Annotated in this window: 16 protein-coding genes; 8 read left to right on the forward strand and 8 right to left on the reverse strand. The window is 41.1% G+C overall.

What is annotated here, in order from left to right; all coding sequences use genetic code 11:
* Window positions 1–214: 214 nt before the first annotated feature.
* Window positions 215–1,498 carry a DUF945 family protein gene (locus LZP46_RS05600; RefSeq protein ID WP_236094946.1) on the forward strand — a complete coding sequence of 428 codons (1,284 nt, stop codon included), beginning with the start codon at window positions 215–217 and terminating at the stop codon, window positions 1,496–1,498.
* A gap of 73 nt (window positions 1,499–1,571) precedes the next feature.
* Here LZP46_RS05600 and rlmKL read toward each other — a convergent pair whose 3' ends face one another.
* Window positions 1,572–3,776 (reverse strand): bifunctional 23S rRNA (guanine(2069)-N(7))-methyltransferase RlmK/23S rRNA (guanine(2445)-N(2))-methyltransferase RlmL, encoded by a 2,205-nt coding sequence (gene rlmKL / locus LZP46_RS05605; RefSeq protein WP_236094947.1) that lies wholly within the window; start codon window positions 3,774–3,776, stop codon window positions 1,572–1,574.
* Between the two features lie 258 nt (window positions 3,777–4,034).
* Window positions 4,035–4,898 carry an IS982 family transposase gene (locus LZP46_RS05610; RefSeq protein ID WP_178319681.1) on the reverse strand — a complete coding sequence of 288 codons (864 nt, stop codon included), beginning with the start codon at window positions 4,896–4,898 and terminating at the stop codon, window positions 4,035–4,037.
* Between the two features lie 191 nt (window positions 4,899–5,089).
* On the opposite strand from LZP46_RS05610, the gene LZP46_RS05615 reads away from it, so the two are divergent.
* The 7 genes from LZP46_RS05615 to LZP46_RS05645 all read left to right on the forward strand — a co-directional run bounded on the left by LZP46_RS05615 (window position 5,090) and on the right by LZP46_RS05645 (window position 12,705).
* Window positions 5,090–5,470, forward strand: a complete 381-nt coding sequence (locus LZP46_RS05615) for a hypothetical protein (protein ID WP_070156033.1) — start codon at window positions 5,090–5,092, stop codon at window positions 5,468–5,470.
* A gap of 305 nt (window positions 5,471–5,775) precedes the next feature.
* Window positions 5,776–6,792: an aspartate carbamoyltransferase catalytic subunit gene (locus LZP46_RS05620; RefSeq protein ID WP_004971550.1), complete on the forward strand. Its 1,017-nt coding sequence runs from the start codon at window positions 5,776–5,778 to the stop codon at window positions 6,790–6,792.
* 10 nt (window positions 6,793–6,802) lie between these two features.
* A complete protein-coding gene (locus tag LZP46_RS05625; protein WP_236094948.1) occupies window positions 6,803–8,038 on the forward strand; it encodes a dihydroorotase in 1,236 nt (411 codons plus the stop codon).
* 125 nt (window positions 8,039–8,163) lie between these two features.
* Window positions 8,164–8,880 (forward strand): hypothetical protein, encoded by a 717-nt coding sequence (locus LZP46_RS05630; RefSeq protein ID WP_236094949.1) that lies wholly within the window; start codon window positions 8,164–8,166, stop codon window positions 8,878–8,880.
* 210 nt (window positions 8,881–9,090) lie between these two features.
* Window positions 9,091–10,181, forward strand: a protein-coding gene (locus LZP46_RS05635; RefSeq protein ID WP_085940413.1) for an IS4-like element ISAba1 family transposase whose coding sequence is annotated in 2 segments (ribosomal slippage) — window positions 9,091–9,631 and window positions 9,631–10,181 — 1,092 coding nt in all. Because the reading frame shifts where the segments join, the coding sequence is not laid out codon by codon here.
* A gap of 3 nt (window positions 10,182–10,184) precedes the next feature.
* Window positions 10,185–11,015 carry a lysozyme inhibitor LprI family protein gene (locus LZP46_RS05640; RefSeq protein WP_236094950.1) on the forward strand — a complete coding sequence of 277 codons (831 nt, stop codon included), beginning with the start codon at window positions 10,185–10,187 and terminating at the stop codon, window positions 11,013–11,015.
* 211 nt (window positions 11,016–11,226) lie between these two features.
* Window positions 11,227–12,705 carry an OmpA family protein gene (locus tag LZP46_RS05645; RefSeq protein ID WP_236094951.1) on the forward strand — a complete coding sequence of 493 codons (1,479 nt, stop codon included), beginning with the start codon at window positions 11,227–11,229 and terminating at the stop codon, window positions 12,703–12,705.
* A 283-nt stretch (window positions 12,706–12,988) separates the two neighbouring features.
* Here LZP46_RS05645 and LZP46_RS05650 read toward each other — a convergent pair whose 3' ends face one another.
* The 6 genes from LZP46_RS05650 to LZP46_RS05675 form a co-directional block, all read right to left on the reverse strand.
* A complete protein-coding gene (locus tag LZP46_RS05650) occupies window positions 12,989–13,627 on the reverse strand; it encodes a CoA transferase subunit B (RefSeq protein WP_236094952.1) in 639 nt (212 codons plus the stop codon).
* Window positions 13,628–13,630: 3 nt separating this feature from the next.
* Window positions 13,631–14,335 carry a CoA transferase subunit A gene (locus tag LZP46_RS05655; protein ID WP_004971542.1) on the reverse strand — a complete coding sequence of 235 codons (705 nt, stop codon included), beginning with the start codon at window positions 14,333–14,335 and terminating at the stop codon, window positions 13,631–13,633.
* Window positions 14,336–14,436: 101 nt separating this feature from the next.
* Window positions 14,437–15,339, reverse strand: coding sequence for a hydroxymethylglutaryl-CoA lyase (locus tag LZP46_RS05660; RefSeq protein WP_236094953.1), 903 nt, complete (start codon window positions 15,337–15,339; stop codon window positions 14,437–14,439).
* Window positions 15,336–17,330 (reverse strand): acetyl/propionyl/methylcrotonyl-CoA carboxylase subunit alpha, encoded by a 1,995-nt coding sequence (locus LZP46_RS05665; protein WP_236094954.1) that lies wholly within the window; start codon window positions 17,328–17,330, stop codon window positions 15,336–15,338. Before LZP46_RS05665 ends, LZP46_RS05660 begins: the two co-directional genes overlap by 4 nt.
* A 15-nt stretch (window positions 17,331–17,345) precedes the next feature.
* Window positions 17,346–18,143: an enoyl-CoA hydratase/isomerase family protein gene (locus tag LZP46_RS05670; RefSeq protein WP_236094955.1), complete on the reverse strand. Its 798-nt coding sequence runs from the start codon at window positions 18,141–18,143 to the stop codon at window positions 17,346–17,348.
* Between the two features lie 11 nt (window positions 18,144–18,154).
* Window positions 18,155–19,756 (reverse strand): carboxyl transferase domain-containing protein, encoded by a 1,602-nt coding sequence (locus LZP46_RS05675; RefSeq protein ID WP_131261348.1) that lies wholly within the window; start codon window positions 19,754–19,756, stop codon window positions 18,155–18,157.
* Window positions 19,757–19,763: the final 7 nt, after the last annotated feature.

Raw genomic sequence — 19,763 nt, forward strand, 5'->3', positions numbered from 1 at the left:
AGCAACTTTCAAGAAACCCAGCTTCGGCTGGGTTTTTTATGACTGACAATTCAGGTCACATTAGTAAAATTTTTGGTCAAAAGTGACAGCTATTTTAAATATTTTGTGATAAATATTTTATTTAAGTGATTTATTTGCAAAACAATTATCTTTTTTAAAGAAGATTAATTATAATTTATTTTCAATAAAAATAGATAAATTCTGAGCAGAATCTATGTCAAAAATAGTATGGGGTGGAATGGGGGTTGCAGTGTTAGCAGGAGCTGCCGCTGCGGGAAATTTATATGCAGATAAGAGCCTGCGTGAGCATTATCAACAAAATTCAAATCCTGCACCTAATATTAGCGTGCAATATACAGACTACGACATGGGGACTTTAAAAGGTACTGCCAAATGGAAAATGACCATTATTTCAGACCCGTGTAATGCTAAAGAAAAATTGGTGTTTCACGGACAAGATCAAATTCAGCGGACATGGAAAGGTTACCAAATTGATTCTAAAATGAATCTGGAACAAGGGCAGGGCCAATTTTCCGAGTTCTTTCAGCAGCCTTTAAATATGACAACACAAGTAAATTGGTTGGGCGTATCAACCACGAAATTGAGCATACCTGCCATAGAGAAAAAAGAAGCAGGACTTGAAGCTAAATTTTCGCCTATGCAGATTGAGTTTCAGGGGAAACAAAGTCAAGGGCAGCAGCAAATTGTAAATATGAGTTTTGATGTGCCTCAATTGACGGTGCTGGATCAATTTGGACATCTTCAAGTAAAAGGTATGCAGTTTAAAACCAATCAGGCTTTGAATGTGCAGTCTTTAGAGCCGGGCTATTTCCAATTCAGTATTGCAGAAATGCAGCGTCAAGACCCAAAAGCAGTGGGTTCAGGCAAAATGAAGGACTTCAGTTGGCGTATGGATACTCAACTGCATGAGCGTACGGTTGATATTCATTCAAAATTTAAAATTGCCGAGTTAGGTTTAAATAATGTGCCTGCCATGCAAGATTTGCAAGTGAATTGGGATGTTAAAGATTTGCAACGCACAAAAATGCAGACCTTTTTTGATATTATTCAAAAACAAAGCAATTCCTGCTTAGAAGCAGAAAACTTTAAGAAGGAAGTTCAACAAGCCTTGTTGGCGGTGATTAATGAGGGTTTTCAGTTTGAATCGAAGAAGAATCAGTTGAAGTTAGGCACAGGCAGTATTCGGGCAGATTTGGTCGGTAAAGTGATGCCAGGGCATCAAACCACTGTAGAAGGCTTAGCAAAAATGTTCCCAAGTTTATTGGAAGTGCAAACCGATGTGAGCTTTAACAAGCAAGTGGTCAAAACTATTATGAATAATTATATGAATGCTGCGGGTAAAAGCATGTCTGATCAAGAATTAGAGCAGATGCTCAGTGCGATGCAAGGCAATCAGCAAATTGAACGTGATGGTGATGAATTTAAACTGTCGATGCATTATCAATATGGTGAAAAGAAGTTTTTAACTGGTCAATAATCTAGATACTGACCTACGAAAAAACTGAGCCTGTTCAATTGAACAGGCTTTGTTGTATTACCATATCGTTTAATTAAACAGGCGGATGCTGAATTTTCCAAGCACGGTGGATTTTGGTATTGCGTTTGAAATCTGGCCCAATAGTTTCATGGCTAATTTCCTGCACATCAAACATGGCTTCAATTTCTTCATCCATTTCAAAACCACGGTAGTTGTTGGAGAAGTACAGCGTACCGCCTGTGGTTAAGCGGTTCATGGCACGTTTAATTAAAGAAACGTGGTCGCGTTGTACATCAAATGTTCCGTAGAATTTTTTAGAGTTTGAGAAAGTTGGCGGGTCAATAAAGATTAGATCATATTGTTCATGACCTTCTTTGAGCCATTCAAAACAATCACTGGCAAAGAATTGATGTTGCTCATCGGCATGGTCTACCGTTAAACCATTCAATACAAAGTTTTCTTTAGACCAGTTTAAATAAGTATTAGACAAATCGACACTGGTGGTGCTTGCTGCACCGCCAAGCGCGGCATGTAAACTTGCAGTTGAGGTATAACTGTATAAATTCAGGAAGTGCTTGCCACGGGCTTCTTTGGCAATGCGTAAACGCATTTGACGATGGTCAAGGAATAAGCCTGTATCAAGGTAGTCGGTGAGGTTGACCAAAATTTTAGCCTGACTTTCCTGCACAATAAAACGCTTCGAGGCTGTACTTTGTTTGGTGTACTGGTTTTTACCTTCTTGACGGGCTCGGGTTTTAATAAATACCGCATCGCGCCCTAAACCTGTAACGGCGCGAATGGCTTGTAAGGCAAGGTTAAAACGCTTTTTGGCTTTTTCAGGGTCAATTTTTTTCGGTGGTGCATATTCCTGCACGTGCAAACGGTCGCCGTATAAATCGACTGCGACATTAAAGTCAGGTAAGTCGGCATCGTATAAACGCAGACAATGCACATTTTCTTTCACGGCCCATTTTTTCAGACTTTGCATATTTTTTTGCAAACGGTTGGTGAAGTCTTCTGCACCTTCAATGGGTTCAAATTGTTGCGGTTGCCAATCTGCCAAGAATGGACGTGCGACTGCTGCAGGTTTGATCGTACCAAAACGGACATAAATTGGTAGTTTACCGTTCATCAAACGTAAAATTTGTGGGTCATTGAAAGCCAACACATCGGCTTGTTCAACTTGGGCTGCAATGACGGCTGCTTTTTGATTTGGGAAATGCTTTTGCAAGAGTGCAGACAGACCCAAATATAAGGCACGGTTTGAGGCTTTATCACCTAAACGCTCACCATAAGGCGGGTTGGTTACAATAAAGTCCTTTTTGCCTTCGGCTTGAAAGTCGGGCCAGTCAGCCAAAGTACGTTCTTCAATTTGAATCTGATCGAGCAGACTTTCAAAGCCTGCCGCAATAATATTTTGCTTGGTGGCTTTGACTGCTTCCCAGTCAGCATCGAAAGCATAAAGTTTTGGCAAGGGTTGTTGTAATGCAGTTTGATGGCGTTCTGCCGCTTCTGCTTTAATACTCATCCATAATTCATGGTCATGACCTTGCCAACCATTAAAACCAAAACGACGTACTAGACCTGGCGCACGGTCAGTCAGCATCATTAATGCTTCAATAATAAAAGTACCCGAACCACACATTGGGTCTAGAATAATGTCGGGTTGAATTTGTTGTAATTGACCTTTTTGCAGAATAGCTGCGGCAAGGTTTTCTTTAATTGGAGCATCGGTCATAAAACGACGATAGCCGCGCTTATGCAATGAATCGCCCGATAAATCAAGGCAGTATGTATGTTCTTTTTTGCCTGCCAACACGTATAAGGTAATTTCTGGCTGTTTGATGTCGATGCTTGGACGTTTGCCCACTGCATCCATAAATGAATCGACCACACCATCTTTAACGCGCAAGGTCGCAAACTGGCTATTTACTTTGATGTCACGTTCAATGTGTAAACGCACTGCAAATGTACTTTGTGGGGCAAAAATGAGTGACCAGTCAAAGCTAAGCGCACCTTCATAAAGCTCTTCGGCTACATCGCGCGCGTCGTGACTGAATTCAATTTCGTGTGTGTGAATTGGCGTAAGGACACGTGAGGCTAAACGTGACCACATGCAGACACGATAGGCATTTTCGAGTGTGCCTTTGAAAATTAAACGACCCGGTAAACGTTCGATATTTTGAATACCTAAACCTTGCATTTCTTCTTGCAATAAGGTTTCAAGTCCATCTGCACAGGTGACCCAATATGTAGAAAGACGGGGTTTCGAATTCATGAAAATTTCCAAAAGCAATTCAGCAATCGGCTATTTTACCGTATTTTGTGCTAGAAAACTTAGTGATTTAGCGTGAATCGTGCAGAATTTTAAAGGTCTTGGTTTGAAGAGTTTCAGGGCATTTTTTACTGTTTTTTTCTAAAAATGCAGTGAGGATGCAATGACATCTCTAAAAAATTTTGAGTGATTGTATTGCGCAAGAATAAAAACCTGAATATTCACATGATTGGTATGTAACCTGAGTTCGATGAAATCCATTTAGCCTTTTAGCATATTTTGGAAAGTTGGCTTATTGGGATTCAAACAATAAGCCACTACAGCAGCCATGATATTCACCATGAAGTTATTTACCGAACGATGACGTGAATGTTCAAGTTGATGTAAATTTTTTAATTGATCATTCACTGTTTCGATCAATCCTCTTCTGCAAAGCAATTGTTTTTCTTCTTCTGTTTGGATAGGTTTGTTTTTCATATTTCGACGTGATGGGGTCAATATTTTCAGTCCTCTTGCTGCTAAAGCTTCGGCTTTGGCTTTGCTCAAATAGCCTTTGTCTCCGAGTAGGATCCCTTTTAAATCTTGAGTTAAAGAGTCCAATAGAGCAACATCATGAACATTTCCAGATGTCAGTTTGAGTTTAATAATTTCCCCCAAATTATTGATAACCAAATGTAATTTAAAACCATAAAACCACCCCGTACTACTTTTTCCTCGACCAGCCAAACCTTTAAATACACGATGTCTTTTAATCCGAAGATTATGGCAAACCACCAATTTAGTGGAGTCAATGATACTGATTCCCGTATCTTTTCCTTTCACTTGATGGAAGAAACTACTCAGCGCTTGCAAACAACGGGGCATGATTTCAATAAATCGGTTGTAGCTAAGCAGTTTAGGAAAAGCAGATTTCCAGAATGGAACGATCATTTGGCAATAAAAATATTTAAAGAATCTAAACCCAGATTGATGAAATAAAATGACAATGGTCATTGCTTCAGACAAGCTTAAAGCTGACTTTTTCAACCTAGTTTTTTGATCAGAAATTAAAGCTTTCTCTAAAGATTCATTAAATTTTTTGCAGAAATCATCCAAAATACAAAATAATTCGGTAATATGATCCATTGAAAAGCCTTGTTTTATAACATTTTGTCTTGAGAACCAATATGTTACAAATACAGGGCTTTTTTTCTACTCTTTTTTTATATCGAACTCAGGTTATGTATTTTGCTCATACATTGTTGTGATGGTGAACATTTTGCAGATGAGCATCAAACACTGCAAAACAACAATGAAGCGATAAGGGGAATATTTAAATGACCACGGCTACTTTAAACACGGCACAGGCTTTAGCGGCAAATAACGAGATTTTTTCAGTTGCAACTTTAATTTATACGCGATTAAGACGGGTCAGTGGACGTGTGATTGATGTCATGTATCTGGTGGAAAATTCTGACTATGCACGTGCAGTGCTGCAATTAGCGCTCGCTACACACGATGAGGAATTGTGCCGTTATGCGCTGCGCTTAAACAGTATATTGGCTAACTTAATGGATGCTGATGCAGAAATAACGTCGCCGCAGACTGAAGTGCAGCAATTAGATGCAGTAGAAAATATAGATGACTTGACTGAACCGACAGCTGAAGAAATTTATCGGGCGCAGGTGTCGCATCATTATATAGGGGCATTGCGTTAAACGGGGAATAGTACAGACTTTGCCTACATAGCCTGAAGGTTGCGTAGGCTGTTGTAGGCGAAGATTGACCCACCAGATGTTCATCAAGCTCATATCAAGATGATTGGCTAGCAGAGCAGTTAAATATAAATGCCATCCTTTCACATCGCTTTGTAGAGTATTAAGCATGAAAGAAAGTGTAGATGAGTCTGCATGACTTAATTTTTAAAATCATAAGTTTCTTTTGACTAAATCACGCCAAGTTGCACTGCTTTGCCAAATCAATTTCTGTATAATGCGTTAACTTAACGTATAAGGAATCTCTCATGCATTTGGCGGCATTGCATACTCCGAGCCAGATTCAATTGAATAAAGATGGGCATTTAAAACACTTTTTAACCATCGAAGGTCTTTCCAAAGAAACCCTCACCCAAATTCTGGACACAGCACAGTCCTTTTTCAATGAACAAAACCAACTGATCACCAATAATTTGCTCGAAGGGCGCACGGTGATGAATTTGTTCTTCGAAAACTCTACTCGTACCCGCACCACATTTGAAGCCGCAGCCAAGCGTCTTTCTGCCAATGTACTCAATATTGATATTGCCCGTTCAAGTACCTCTAAAGGTGAAACTTTGCGTGACACTTTGTGGAACTTAGAGGCGATGGCTGCTGACATTTTTGTGGTGCGTCATTCATCTTCAGGTGCAGCACATTTTATTGCTAAAACGGTTTGCCCAAAGGTTGCCATTATTAATGCGGGTGATGGCCGTCATGCACATCCAACGCAAGCGATGTTGGATATGCTGACCATTCGCCGTGAAACCCAACGACCTTATGAAGAATTAAGTGTTGCGATTATTGGTGATATCAAACATTCACGCGTGGCGCGTTCCGATGTGGCTGCCTTGCAAACACTGGGCTGTAAAGACATTCGCGTGATTGCACCGAACACCTTGTTGCCCTACGGTTTTGATGAATATGGCGCAGGCGTGCGCTTATTTAACAAAATGGAAGAAGGCATTAAAGATTGCGACGTGATTATCACCCTGCGTATTCAAAATGAACGTATTGATTCGCCAGCACTTGCCTCACAAGCCGAATTCTACAAAATGTACGGTTTAAACAAAGAGCGTTTGGCGCTTGCAAAACCAAACTGTATTGTGATGCATCCTGGTCCAATGAACCGTGGTGTCGAAATTGATTCAAGCATTGCCGATGGGCCTCAATCGGTGATTTTAAATCAAGTAACCAACGGTATTGCGGTACGTATGGCGGTATTGGCTTTGGCGATGCAAGGTCAATTGCAAGAACAAGGTTTGATTGACGCGATTGCGGTATAAGGAAAAAGTCATGGCGATTGTAAAAATTGAAAATGTACGTGTGCTTGACCCAATCCAGCAAATTGACCGCGTGCAAACGGTATATCTTGAAAATGGCAAATTGGTTGCAGAAAGTGCTGAGATTAGCGAAAGTATTGATGCTCAAGGCCAATGGCTCATGCCAACCATGGTGGATTTATGCGCACGTTTACGTGAACCGGGTCAGCAACAACACGGCACGCTCAAATCTGAAGGCAAGGCCGCACGTGAAAACGGCATTTTGCACTTATTTACCCCACCTGATTCTAAACCGATTGTGCAAGATAACGGTGCGCTTATTCATGGTTTGGTCGAAAAAGCCATGCTAGATGGTGGCATTTATTTAGAAGTAATTGGCGCACAAACTCAAGGTTTAAATGGCAAACAACCTGCCAATATGGCGGGTTTGAAAAAGGGCGGTTGTAGTGCAGTGTCCAATGCCAATGCGCCTTTTGAAAATGATGATGTGGTAATTCGGACACTGGAATATGCAGCAGGTTTAGACATGACTGTGGTGTTCTATGCCGAAGAACCGCAAATTGCCAAAGATGGCTGTGTGCATGAAGGTTTTATTGCTTCGCGTCAAGGCTTACCCATGATTCCGACTTTGGCTGAAACCGTGGCGATTGCTAAATATTTGTTAATGATTGAAGCAACAGGTGTACGCGCACATTTTGGTTTATTGTCTTGTGGTGCCTCAGTTGAGTTGATTCAACAAGCCAAAGCTAAAGGTCTGCCTGTTACTTGTGATGTGGCGATGCATCAACTGCATTTAACCGATCAAATTATTGATGGTTTTAACTCCTTAGCGCACGTACGTCCGCCCCTGCGCTCAGAGCAAGACAAAGCTTTGCTACGTCAAGGTGTAAAAGATGGCGTGATTGATGCGATTTGTACTCATCACGAGCCTTTAAACAGTTCTGCAAAAATGGCACCATTTGCGGATACTTTGTCAGGTTTTACTGCATTTGATACTTATATTCCATTTGGGATTCAACTGATTCAGGAAGGTCTCCTCAGTCCATTGGAATGGGTAGAAAAAGTGACCCTTGCACCTGCACGTGTAGCAAAAATGCAAAGTCGTTGGGAACAGGAAGCGGGTTGGGTCTTGGTTGATCCAGAAGTGGAATGGACGCTGAACAAAGAAACGATTGTGTCACAAGGTAAAAATACGCCTTTAATTAATCAAATGGTAAAAGGCAAAGCAGTACGCGTCTTTACTGTCTAATCGCTCTGATTGATATTTTATTTTCAAGTTGTAATAAGAGTCAGCTTCGGCTGGCTTTTTTGTGACTCAATTGTTATTAATTGTTAATTTAGTATATAATTAATTAAATAAAAGAGGGGTTATTAATGAAACTTAACAATAAAATACTTATTGCTTTTACATCCAGTTTGGTATTAACAGGTTGTGATAAACTTTTTTCAAATCATGTTCAATGTGATGATGAGTCTGCTACATCATTGGTAACACAGGTGTTAAATGATAATTTGGAAAAATCTTTAGAACGCGAACTGAAATTGTTAATCAAAGATGGTTCGATTAAAGATTTAGATCCTGCAAAACTTAAATTATCTGCAAATAATATCCAATTTAGTTTGGCAGATAGCAGAACAGATTTTATTGATCCGAATAGTCCTAAAACTTCATGCTCAATTGATTTAACAGTTACAGTTCCATCGGATTTAATAAAAAAATCTGATGAAGCAAGATCTAAAGTTGATGCTCTAAGTGTTGAAGCACAAGCAAATAATTTAGGTGTGAATTATGAAAATAATAAAATTAATTTAACTTTAGAATATGTTTTACAACCAACTGATAAAGGTGACAAGGTTTTAGCACAAATAAAAAATTCATCTGACATGCAAACTTTAGTTTCAGATACTTTGACTTATGCTTTCTTAAAACCACAAATTGAAAAGAATCAGGTCCAAAATTTGGAAACTACCAAAGCTAATATGCGAAGAAATAATACTGATTATTTAGCAAACGAAGCTGCTTTAGAAGCTGCAGAAGCCGCTAATGCAGCAGCGGATGAAGTGCTCGCAGAAAGTTATGAAGAATATTAATAATCTGTTTCTGTAATAAAGATAAATTGATAATAGGGTAATTATGAAATTTAAATTATTAGCACTAATCGGTAGTATGTTCTTTATATCTGGCTGTGATAAAGTACAATCAATTACAGGTAGCTCAGTTAAATGTGATCTCTGTACACGACAAAAATAGATAACTCATTGAAATAATGTCATAATAATTGTTTTCTAACGACGAATACTATGACACATCTCAATGAGTTATATCTTATCTTAAACAAATATCTAAAATGGAACAAGTCACATTTAAAGTGCTTTGCGCTCATCATGCTTGTGATTATTTTAAAGCAAACATGTAATCTTTCTTCTGCATCTAAAGCCTTGCCCATCAAGTGCTTACCACAATCATTTTATCGACGTATGCAGCGCTTCTTTGCAGGTCAGTATTTTGATTATCGTCAAATTTCTCAGTTGATTTTCAATATGTTTTCATTCGACCAAGTGCAACTGACTTTAGATAGAACCAATTGGAAATGGGGAAAACGAAATATTAATATCCTGATGCTCGCAATCGTTTATCGTGGAATAGCGATACCTATCCTTTGGACATTGCTTAATAAACGTGGAAATTCAGATACGAAAGAGCGTATTGCTTTGATTCAACGCTTTATAGCCATTTTTGGTAAAGACCGTATTGTGAATGTGTTCGCAGACAGAGAGTTTATCGGTGAGCAGTGGTTTACATGGTTAATTGAACAAGACATCAACTTCTGCATTCGTGTTAAAAAAACTTCATTGTCACCAATCATTTAGGAAAGAATCATAAAATTAGTGATTTATTTCGCCATCTTAAAGTTGGTCAAATTGAATGTCGTAAACGACGGATTTTGGTTGGTCGGGTGAAACTATATATAAGTGCACTACAGTTAGAAAATGGAGAGCTTTTACTCGTCGTTTCTCCTCAGTTTAATGCCAATGCTATTCAGGATTATGCATTACGCTGGGAAATTGAAACCTTATTCAGTTGTCTCAAAGGACGCGGGTTTAATCTTGAAAATACGCGCTTGACAGACCCTAGACGAGTGAAAAAATTGATTGCGGTGTTAGCTATAAGCTTCTGTTGGTGTTACTTAACGGGTGAATGGCAACATGATCAAAAAAAAGCGATAAAAATAAAGAAGCATGGACGACTCTCAATGAGTTTATTTCGCTATGGTTTAGACTATGTTCAAATGGCGATTCAGCGTTTAATTGGTTTTGGGAAAAAAGAAGAGTTTAAGGAAATTTTGGCAATTTTAAGAAGGCAGAACCCTGATAGGATAAGGGTTCTGTGAAATTTGTCGTGTACAGAGAAATGTGATAATGAAACTGCCAAACAGTTGGTTGTTGAAAGTTTTAGTAAAACAGTAGGTGATGTTGCAGCATTGCGTGTGAAAGAGTTAGTTGATAGTGAAAATATCACAATTGATATGGGTAAATTAAGAAGCACCCTTCAGCAAATTACATTTAATGTGAATGACGTTCGTACAAATAACTCTGATCCAAATAGTAATAAGCAGTATTGTGTAACGGAATTTGTCGTTAAAATCCCAGATCAAATGATTAAAGATGCAGATGCAGCCCGAGCTATTTATGATGAAAATAATATTGCTCAGTCTGCGATTTTGTCTGATTTATCCTTTGAATCAAATCAATTGAAAAAAGAAATTGAATACTTAGTGCAACCAACAGATGACGGTAAAAAAGTTTATGTGACTTTAGAAAATCCAGATGCTCTTGCATATTTTGTCAGAGATATTGCTGTTGATTCTTTAGTCAAAACTGCACGACAAAATGCGGCTGAGGTTGCTAAACAAGAAGAAATAAAAAGGATAGCTGAAGAGTCAGCTGTCGCTGAAGAGTATCAATCAGTTTTATTGTCAGAAGCTCAATCAAATTTAGATAAAGCTAATGCGAATTTGAATTTAGTATGGAATGCTACCACCAAAGACGTACGTGATCAGCTGCTTGCTGAACAAAAAATTTGGTTAAAGAAGCGTGATTTAGAGTGCAAATTGGAAAGTTCAAATACAGAAAATCCAGAAGTTTTTCGTTTAAACTGTGAAACAAGTATGACCAACGAACGTACCAATGAATTACGCCAAAAAATTTATTATTTAGAACCTTGATTTCAAGTTTAAATAAGAGTCAGCTTCGGCTGGCTTTTTTATTGAATTCTTAAAAAAATCAAAAATAGAAAATCGAAGAATAGACTCTACATTCCGTTGACTCAAATTTCACAACAAAATCAAAACACCACAATTTATTACATTTGTTTAAATTTTAAGCATATACACTAAAAAACAACTTGAAAACAAAGACAAAAAAGAGGGCATATATATGCAAACAGATTTTATAGACTTGCTCAAACAAAGTGTGTCATCCATTGTATTGGAAGGGGAAACCCAGCATTTGCTTGAAAAAAATCAGGCATTAAATAGTTTTTATCCCATTTTATTGTCTATTTTAAATTCACGACCTGAACTGATTGACAATCTGCTGCGACAACTGAATCCACGTGTGGGCGATGTATTTGGTTCAAATCTATCTTTAAAACAGCAGTTTTTAGATTTGGTCAGCGGCACAGCACCGCAAACCGAAATTGAAAACACCCTGAATCGTTCAATTGCACCAAGTTTAAACTTTTTGGAAAATCAGGCAGGTTCATCTGACCCAGTTGCAATTCAGCATTTACTGCAAAACAATTTAGATTCAATTCAGGCAGCTTTGCCGCAGTGGGCAACAGCATTATTGGCTGCTTTGGGGGTAAATAATGCTGCGAGCCAAACCGTACATCAAGCACCTGAAGTCATTGTGACTGAGCCAGTAGAAGAACGCCGTTCGTGGTTATTGCCAATTTTAGCTTTAATTATTTTAATTGGTTTATTGGCATTTTTATTCCGTGCATGTAGTGACCGCAACCAAGCGCCTGCAACCACACAGACCCAAGTGGCAGCAAATCAGGCTGCAATGTTGCAAGTCAGTACAGGCAGTGATGGTAATTTGGTGACCTGTCAAATTTTGCTGAATAATCCAAGCTATATGGAAATTCTGCAGAATGAAGTGAAGCAAATTTTCAATCATCCAACAGGTTGTGGTGCAGAAAATTTTGCCAACTATCATTCGGAATTTATTGATCAGGACGTGATTCCAAGCGTTTTAAAAATGCTGAAAGGTGTACCGAATGTCAATTTAAACTGGGTGGGTAATCAACTGTCTATTCAAGCCCCGAACCCTGCCGATGCAGAGCGTTTAGCCAGTCAAATTCGTCCATTGGCTAAAAACATGACTGTAGTGACTCAGCAACCTGCAGAAACTACAGTAACTGATGTGAATCAGGCTGTAACCAGCAGTATTAGCAATGCCGAGCAGGCTTTGGCTGCAATTAATCCTGACAATATTCAAGCTTTGGATATTGCGACGGCACTCAATATGCAAATCATTAATTTTGATTCTGCATCGACTGAAATTCCAGCAGCCAATAAGTCTATTTTAGATCAGGCTGCGGTATTGATGCAGCGCGCGCCACAAGTGCAATTAACCGTGAAAGGGCATACCGATGCCGTAGGTGATGCCAATGCCAACAAAACTTTGTCACAACAACGTGCGCAAGCAGTGGTCGATTATTTAGTATCACGTGGTGTAAATCCGGGTCAATTGCAAGCCATTGGTTTTGGTTCAGAGCAGCCGATTGCGGCAAATGCAACGCCAGAAGGTCAATTTAAAAACCGCCGTATTGAGTTTGAAGTCTTGAATGTAGATACAGGCACGGTGCGTAGTGTGGAAGATGCTGGCGTGGTAGAGCAAAAGGCGCCTTAATCTTAAAATAGGTTTATTTTCTTGTAAGCCTTCACTTTACACAGTGAGGGCTTTTTTATTGTGGATCAATCCCGAAGCACTGTACAAATATCGAAATTGAAAGTAATTTTTGGATGCTCTTTGGTTTGAGGAATAGTTTTATAAATTAGTGATTTGTTGAGTAGATTGAATAAGTTGAGTGGGAAAGTATGAAAGTCAAAACAAACCCTCTCCCTTGTATTAGGTTTTAAAGCAGTGCATCAAAACTTGCAAAGGAGAGGGTTATTCACTCGAGATAAATTCATCAAGCTGCGACTTTTTGTAAGGCAACACCTGTGACTTTTTGAATTTCATCAAAACTGACATCGGGTGCAAGTTCAATCAACTTTACGCCTTGTGGAGTAATATCAAGCACGCCTAAGTCGGTAATGATACGATGCACCACCGCTTTACCTGTGAGTGGCAAACTGCACTGCGATACAATTTTAGGCGTACCATCTTTGGCACAATGTTCCATCAGCACTACAACTTTTTGTACGCCTGCAACCAAATCCATTGCACCGCCCATACCTTTAACTTTCTTGCCGGGAATCATCCAGTTGGCAAGATCGCCTTGTTCAGAAACTTCCATTGCCCCTAAAATAGCGATATTGACATGCCCGCCACGAATCATGGCAAAGGAATCTGCGCTAGAGAAAAAAGCCGCACCTTTACGCGCTGTCACAGTTTGTTTACCTGCATTGATCAGGTCGGCATCTACAGTTTCGGCAGTTGGGAACTCACCAATGCCAAGCAAGCCATTTTCGGACTGTAACCAGACATTGATATGTTCAGGAATATAATTGGCGACCAGTGTGGGTAAGCCAATGCCTAAATTAACATAAAAACTATCTTCTAATTCTTGTGCAGCGCGCTGCGCCATTTGATTACGCGTCCAAGCCATGTCTTAAGCCTCCGCCTTTAAAGTCATTTGTTCAATCCGTTTTTCTGGGCTTGCATTGAGGACAATGCGGTTCACATAAATACCAGCTAAGTGGATTTCGTCGGGGTCTAAATCGCCAATTTCAACGATTTGTTCAACTTCGGCAATGGTGATTTTGCCTGCCATAGCACAAACAGGATTAAAGTTTTGTGCTGTTTTACGGAAAATAAGATTACCCGCTTTATCTGCTTTGTAGGCTTTGACCAAAGCGACATCTGCAGTCAAAGATTCTTCTAAAATATAATCTTTGCCGTTAAATTCACGGACTTCTTTGCCTTCTGCAATGACAGTGCCTACACCTGTTGGGGTGAAAAATGCAGGAATACCTGCACCGCCTGCGCGTAGTTTTTCTGCCAGTGTGCCTTGCGGGGTGAGTTCAACTTCCAATTCACCGCTTAAAAACTGGCGTTCAAATTCTTTATTTTCGCCGACATAAGATGAAATCATTTTTTTGATTTGTTTGGTTTCAAGCAATAAGCCTAAACCAAAACCATCGACGCCAGCGTTATTAGAAATACAAGTCAGTTGTTTGACGCCTGTATCTTTTAACGCAGCAATCAAGGCTTCAGGAATACCGCATAAACCAAAACCGCCCACCGCCAAGGTATGCCCATCTTGAACCACGCCATTTAATGCAGCTTGTGCGCTGTCATATACTTTATTGGACATTTGTCACCTCTATTTATTCTCTGCACGGCATTCACTTGCCATGTTGTGTTGTTGCCATCCTTATTGCTTATGTTCCAATGCTATTGAGGATGAAATGGGTTTTAAGCACAAACCTTTTGCCAGTAGGCATTGGCATAGTGAGATGGATTATCACGCTGTAAGATATTGCTGATGTTACGACTAGCTGTCATCAGCGGTTCTAACCGCACACCTGTTTCAAAACCCATCTTGGACAGTAAATAGTACAAGTCTTCGGTAGACACATTGCCCGATGCACCTTTGGCATACGGACAGCCACCCAAACCAGCAATGGATGAATCAAATACACGAATGCCTTGTAAGAGCGATTGATAAATATTGGCAATCGCCATGCCGTAAGTATTGTGAAAATGACCTGCTAAAACTTTGGCATCGACCTCTGCCAAACATGCATCCCAGACTTTTTGCACACGGTCAGGGGTTGCTGTACCAATGGTTTCACCCAAAGACACTTCATAGCAGCCCATGTCCAATAATTGCTGTATGACTTTTGCGACTTGTTTCGGGTCAATTGCGCCTTCATAAGGACAGTCCACCATACAAGATACATAACCACGCACGCGAATGTTGTGCGCTTTGGCTTGACGCATGACATCGCTAAATTTTTCCAAACTTTCTTCAATTGAGCAGTTGATATTTTTTCGGGTAAAGCTTTCAGAAGCGGCGGTAAACACGGCAACTTCTTTGCAACCCACCGCCAAAGCCGACTCAAAACCTTTTGAGTTTGGGGTCAGTAAACTGAATTGAATGTTTGGGTTTTGTGGCAGGCTGGCAAACAGCACATCGCTGTCTGCCATTTGCGGTACCCATTTGGCCGATACGCAAGAACCGACTTCAATGCTGCTTAAACCTGTTTGCATTAAATCCAAAATCAGGTTTTTACGATCTGCCAAAGTGAGTGGTGTTTTCTCATTTTGCAGACCATCTCGTGGGCCAACCTCTACAATTTTGACAAATTCAGTCATGCAACTTCCTCCGTCAAGGCTTCAAATTCAACCAGTTCATCGCCTGCTTTGACCTGATCGCCCGCTTGGAAGTACGAACTTGCCACAATGCCATCGAAAGGCGCACGAATTGAATATTCAATTTTCATGGCTTCCAGTGTCATCAGTACATCATCTTTTTTCACACGGGCATTGGCTGCCACCAAAACTTGGGTGATTACACCCGGCATTGGTGCAGTCAGATTGTTGGCATTGTCTTGTTGATCATCGCTGTTAAAGTTTGCTTGTACATAGCTAAACACATGACGCTGACCGTTTTGGAACAGGGTGATGCCTTGCGCATGTTGGTTAAATGCTATTTTTTGTTGCTGACCATTGATACAAACCTGTAGACGATGTGCATCCAAAAGCTCGCCTTGAACGCTCAGCGTTTGCCCATTGTAGTGAGCCTCAAAACCAGAAGTGCATGGTTTTAACTGGATTTTGAGTGTTTGGTCATTGCACTGTAATTGCACTGTGTGGGCGCTTTGCTGATTTAAGCGCCAGAAGTGGTCTTTTTGCCAAACCGCGTTGTTTGCCGCTTTGTTGTTTTGAATACGAGAAAGTACATCAATTAACGCAGCTGCAATGACAGTTTCTGTAGCGACTTCAGGTTTTGCGTTAAGTAAAAATGCTTCCTCACGTTGAATAAGCCCTGTATCCAAATTGGCATGTTTAAAGGAATCACACAGCACCAAACGATCCAAGAATGCAATGTTGTTGCCTAAACCATCGACGTGGAACTGACCTAAAGCATGGTGCATTTGCGTTAATGCTGCTTCACGGTTTTTACCCCAAACAATCAGTTTGGCAATCATTGGGTCGTAGTAGGTGCTGATTTCATCACCTTCGACAATCCCGCTATCGACACGTACGGCATCATTTTGCTCTGGATAATGCAGATAGCTGATTTGACCAATGGCAGGAATAAAGCCTTTTTCTGGTTCTTCGGCATACACACGCGCTTCAAGGGCATGACCATGAATTTGCAATTCATGTTGCTGTTTTGGCAATGGCTCACCAAAAGCAACTCGCAATTGCCACTCAACCAAGTCTTGCCCTGTAATCATTTCTGTGACGGGGTGTTCGACCTGCAAGCGGGTATTCATTTCCATGAAATAAGCAGTACCGTCTTGCTCGACAATAAACTCTACCGTACCTGCGCCCACGTAATTTACAGCACGTGCGGCATCAATTGCGGCTTGGCGCATAGTTTCGAGTTTATCTTCTGGCATTTTTGGTGCAGGTGCTTCTTCAAGCACTTTTTGGTGGCGACGTTGTACCGAGCAATCACGTTCAAACAAATGCACGTAGTTGCCGTGAGTATCGCCAAAAACCTGTACTTCAATATGACGTGGTTGAATCACATAGCGTTCAATCAGCACGTCTTCGTTGCCAAAGCTAGAACGTGCTTCACTTTTACATGAAGCGAGTGAGCTGAGAAAGTCTTCACTGCGTTCTACTAAACGCATGCCTTTACCGCCACCGCCTGCACTGGCTTTAATGAGCACAGGATAACCAATGCTGTCGGCTTGTTGCTTTAAAAATGCCGCATCTTGATTGCTGCCGTGGTAGCCCGGAGTTAGTGGCACACCTGCTTTTTCCATCAAGGCTTTAGAGGTTGCTTTTAGACCCATCGCCAAAATGGCTTCAACTGGCGGGCCAATAAAAACAATATTGTTGTCTTTACAGGCAAGTGCGAATTGGTCATTTTCAGATAAGAAACCATAACCCGGGTGAATCGCTTGTGCACCTGTGCTTTTGGCTGCCTGAATAATACGTTCAACTTGCAAATAACTTTGTGCCGCAGGCGATTCACCAATATAAATGGCTTCGTCTGCCAGTTTAACGTGTTGTGATTGCGCATCGGCATCTGAATACACCGCGACAGTCGCAATCCCAAGTTTTTTTGCGGTACGAATTACACGGCAGGCAATTTCACCACGGTTGGCAATTAAAATCTTTTCAAACATCGTGCGATCCTTCTTTTATTCTGCCGTGGTCTTGATCCAAGCCGGGCTTTGTTTATTTAAAAAAGCATTTAAGCCATTTTTCGCCTCAGTTCCTTGGCGAACATGTGCAATATGCTGTGCAGTTTGTTGGAGTAAATCTTCGGTCAAAACTTGATGATTAACCATCTGAATCAGTTGTTTAGAAGCATGTTGCGCTTCTGGGCCACCAAGCAATAAGGCTTGCACAATTTCATCAATTTTGCTGTCTAAGTCTTCGGCTGAAGTGACTTCATGCGCTAAACCAATTTGCTGTGCCTGTTCTGCAGAAATACGCTCTGCCGTTAAAAAGTAACGTGATGCCTGACGTGCGCCAATTGCACGAATGACATAAGGGCTAATGGTCGAAGGGGCTAGTCCTAAACGTACTTCAGAGGTTGCAAACTTGGCATCGGTGCTAGCAATGCAAATATCACAGGCAGCTGCCAAACCCATACCACCACCAAAGGCAATACCATGCACACGGGCAATAGTCGGTTGTTTTAACGTCGCTAAACTTTGCAGCATTTTTGCCAGTTTTAGGGCATCGGCTTGATTTTCTGCTGTAGAAGCTTGACCTGCCTGTTTCATCCAGTTCAAATCTGCACCTGCAGAAAAGCTTTTGCCGCGTCCTGCCAAAATCACCACTCGAATATCATCACGGCTATTCAGTGTCTGAAAGCAGGCGTGTAATTCTTCAATCACCTCTGTATTGAAAGCGTTATGCAATTCCGCACGATTAATCCAAACCGTAGCCACTTGGTTGTTCTGTTCGAGCTGTAAAAACTGATAATCCATTTTGTCACCTCTTACATGCGGAACACGCCAAATTTGGTCGGTTGGATGGGTGCATTGAGGGCAGCGGCTAAACTTAATGCCAAAACTTCACGCGACTGTGCTGGATCAATCACACCATCATCCCATAAGCGTGCAGACGCATAATATGGATGACCCTGACGTTCGTATTGTTCACGAATTGGCTGTTTGAACTGATCTTCTTCTTCTGCAGACCAGCTACCACCTTTGGCTTCAATCTGATCACGCTTTAAGGTAGACAATACGCTCGATGCTTGTTCGCCACCCATCACTGAAATACGTGAGTTTGGCCATGTCCACATAAAACGTGGTGAATAAGCACGACCACACATCCCGTAGTTACCTGCACCAAAAGAACCGCCAATCACCAAAGTCAGTTTAGGCACATTGGCTGTGGCAACCGCCATCACCAGTTTGGCACCATTTTTGGCAATGCCTTCATTTTCATATTGGCGTCCAACCATGAAGCCTGTGATATTTTGAATAAATAACAGGGGAATGTTGCGTTGGGTGCATAGTTCAATAAAGTGTGCGCCTTTTTGTGCCGACTCGGAAAATAAAATACCGTTGTTGGCAATAATCCCGACAGGCATACCATATAGTTTGGCAAAACCTGTAATTAATGTGGTGCCAAAGCGCGCTTTAAATTCATCAAAACGTGAACCATCGACAATACGGGCAATCACTTCACGTACATCAAACGGTTTACGCGCGTCAGTCGGAACAATGCCATACAGTTCAGAGGCATCGAATAATGGTGCTTCTATATGCTCAGGCTGCGGGTTTGGCTTTTTATTTAAATTGGCAACGATGTTGCGGGCAATTGCCAAGGCATGTTCATCATTTTCTGCCAAATGATCGGCTACACCTGAAAGGCGAGTGTGTACATCGCCACCACCCAAGTCTTCGCTGCTAACCACTTCACCTGTTGCGGCTTTAACCAGCGGTGGGCCGCCCAAGAAAATTGTCCCCTGATTACGCACAATGATGGTTTCATCTGACATGGCAGGGACATACGCACCGCCTGCGGTACAACTTCCCATCACAACGGCAATTTGGGCAATGCCCATGCTCGACATACGCGCTTGGTTATAGAAAATGCGTCCGAAATGATCACGGTCTGGAAAGACTTCATCTTGTAGCGGCAAATATGCACCGCCAGAATCGACCAAATAAATACAAGTCAGGTGATTCTGTTCGGCAATTTCCTGTGCGCGTAAATGCTTTTTCACAGTCAGTGGATAGTACGTTCCACCTTTTACTGTGGCATCGTTGGCAATGATCATGCAGGTCACGCCATTCACTTGACCGACACCCGCCACTACACCCGCAGCAGGGACATCATCCTGATAGACCTGATAAGCGGCCAACTGACCAATTTCAATAAATGCAGTACCCGGATCGATCAGGTGGTCAATCCGTTCACGTGGCAGTAATTTGCCACGGTCTAAATGTTTTTGGCGTGCAGTTTCGCCACCACCCAAAGCAATTTTTTGGACTTTTTCTCTGAGGTCATCGACTAGGCTTTGCATCGCAGCTTGGTTGTTTTTAAACTCGTCGCTGCGAATATTAATTTTGCTCTGTAATTGATTCATGCCAACA

Origin of the sequence: Acinetobacter sp. SCLZS86 (assembly GCF_021560715.1) — a bacterium.
GTDB lineage: Bacteria > Pseudomonadota > Gammaproteobacteria > Pseudomonadales > Moraxellaceae > Acinetobacter > Acinetobacter towneri_A.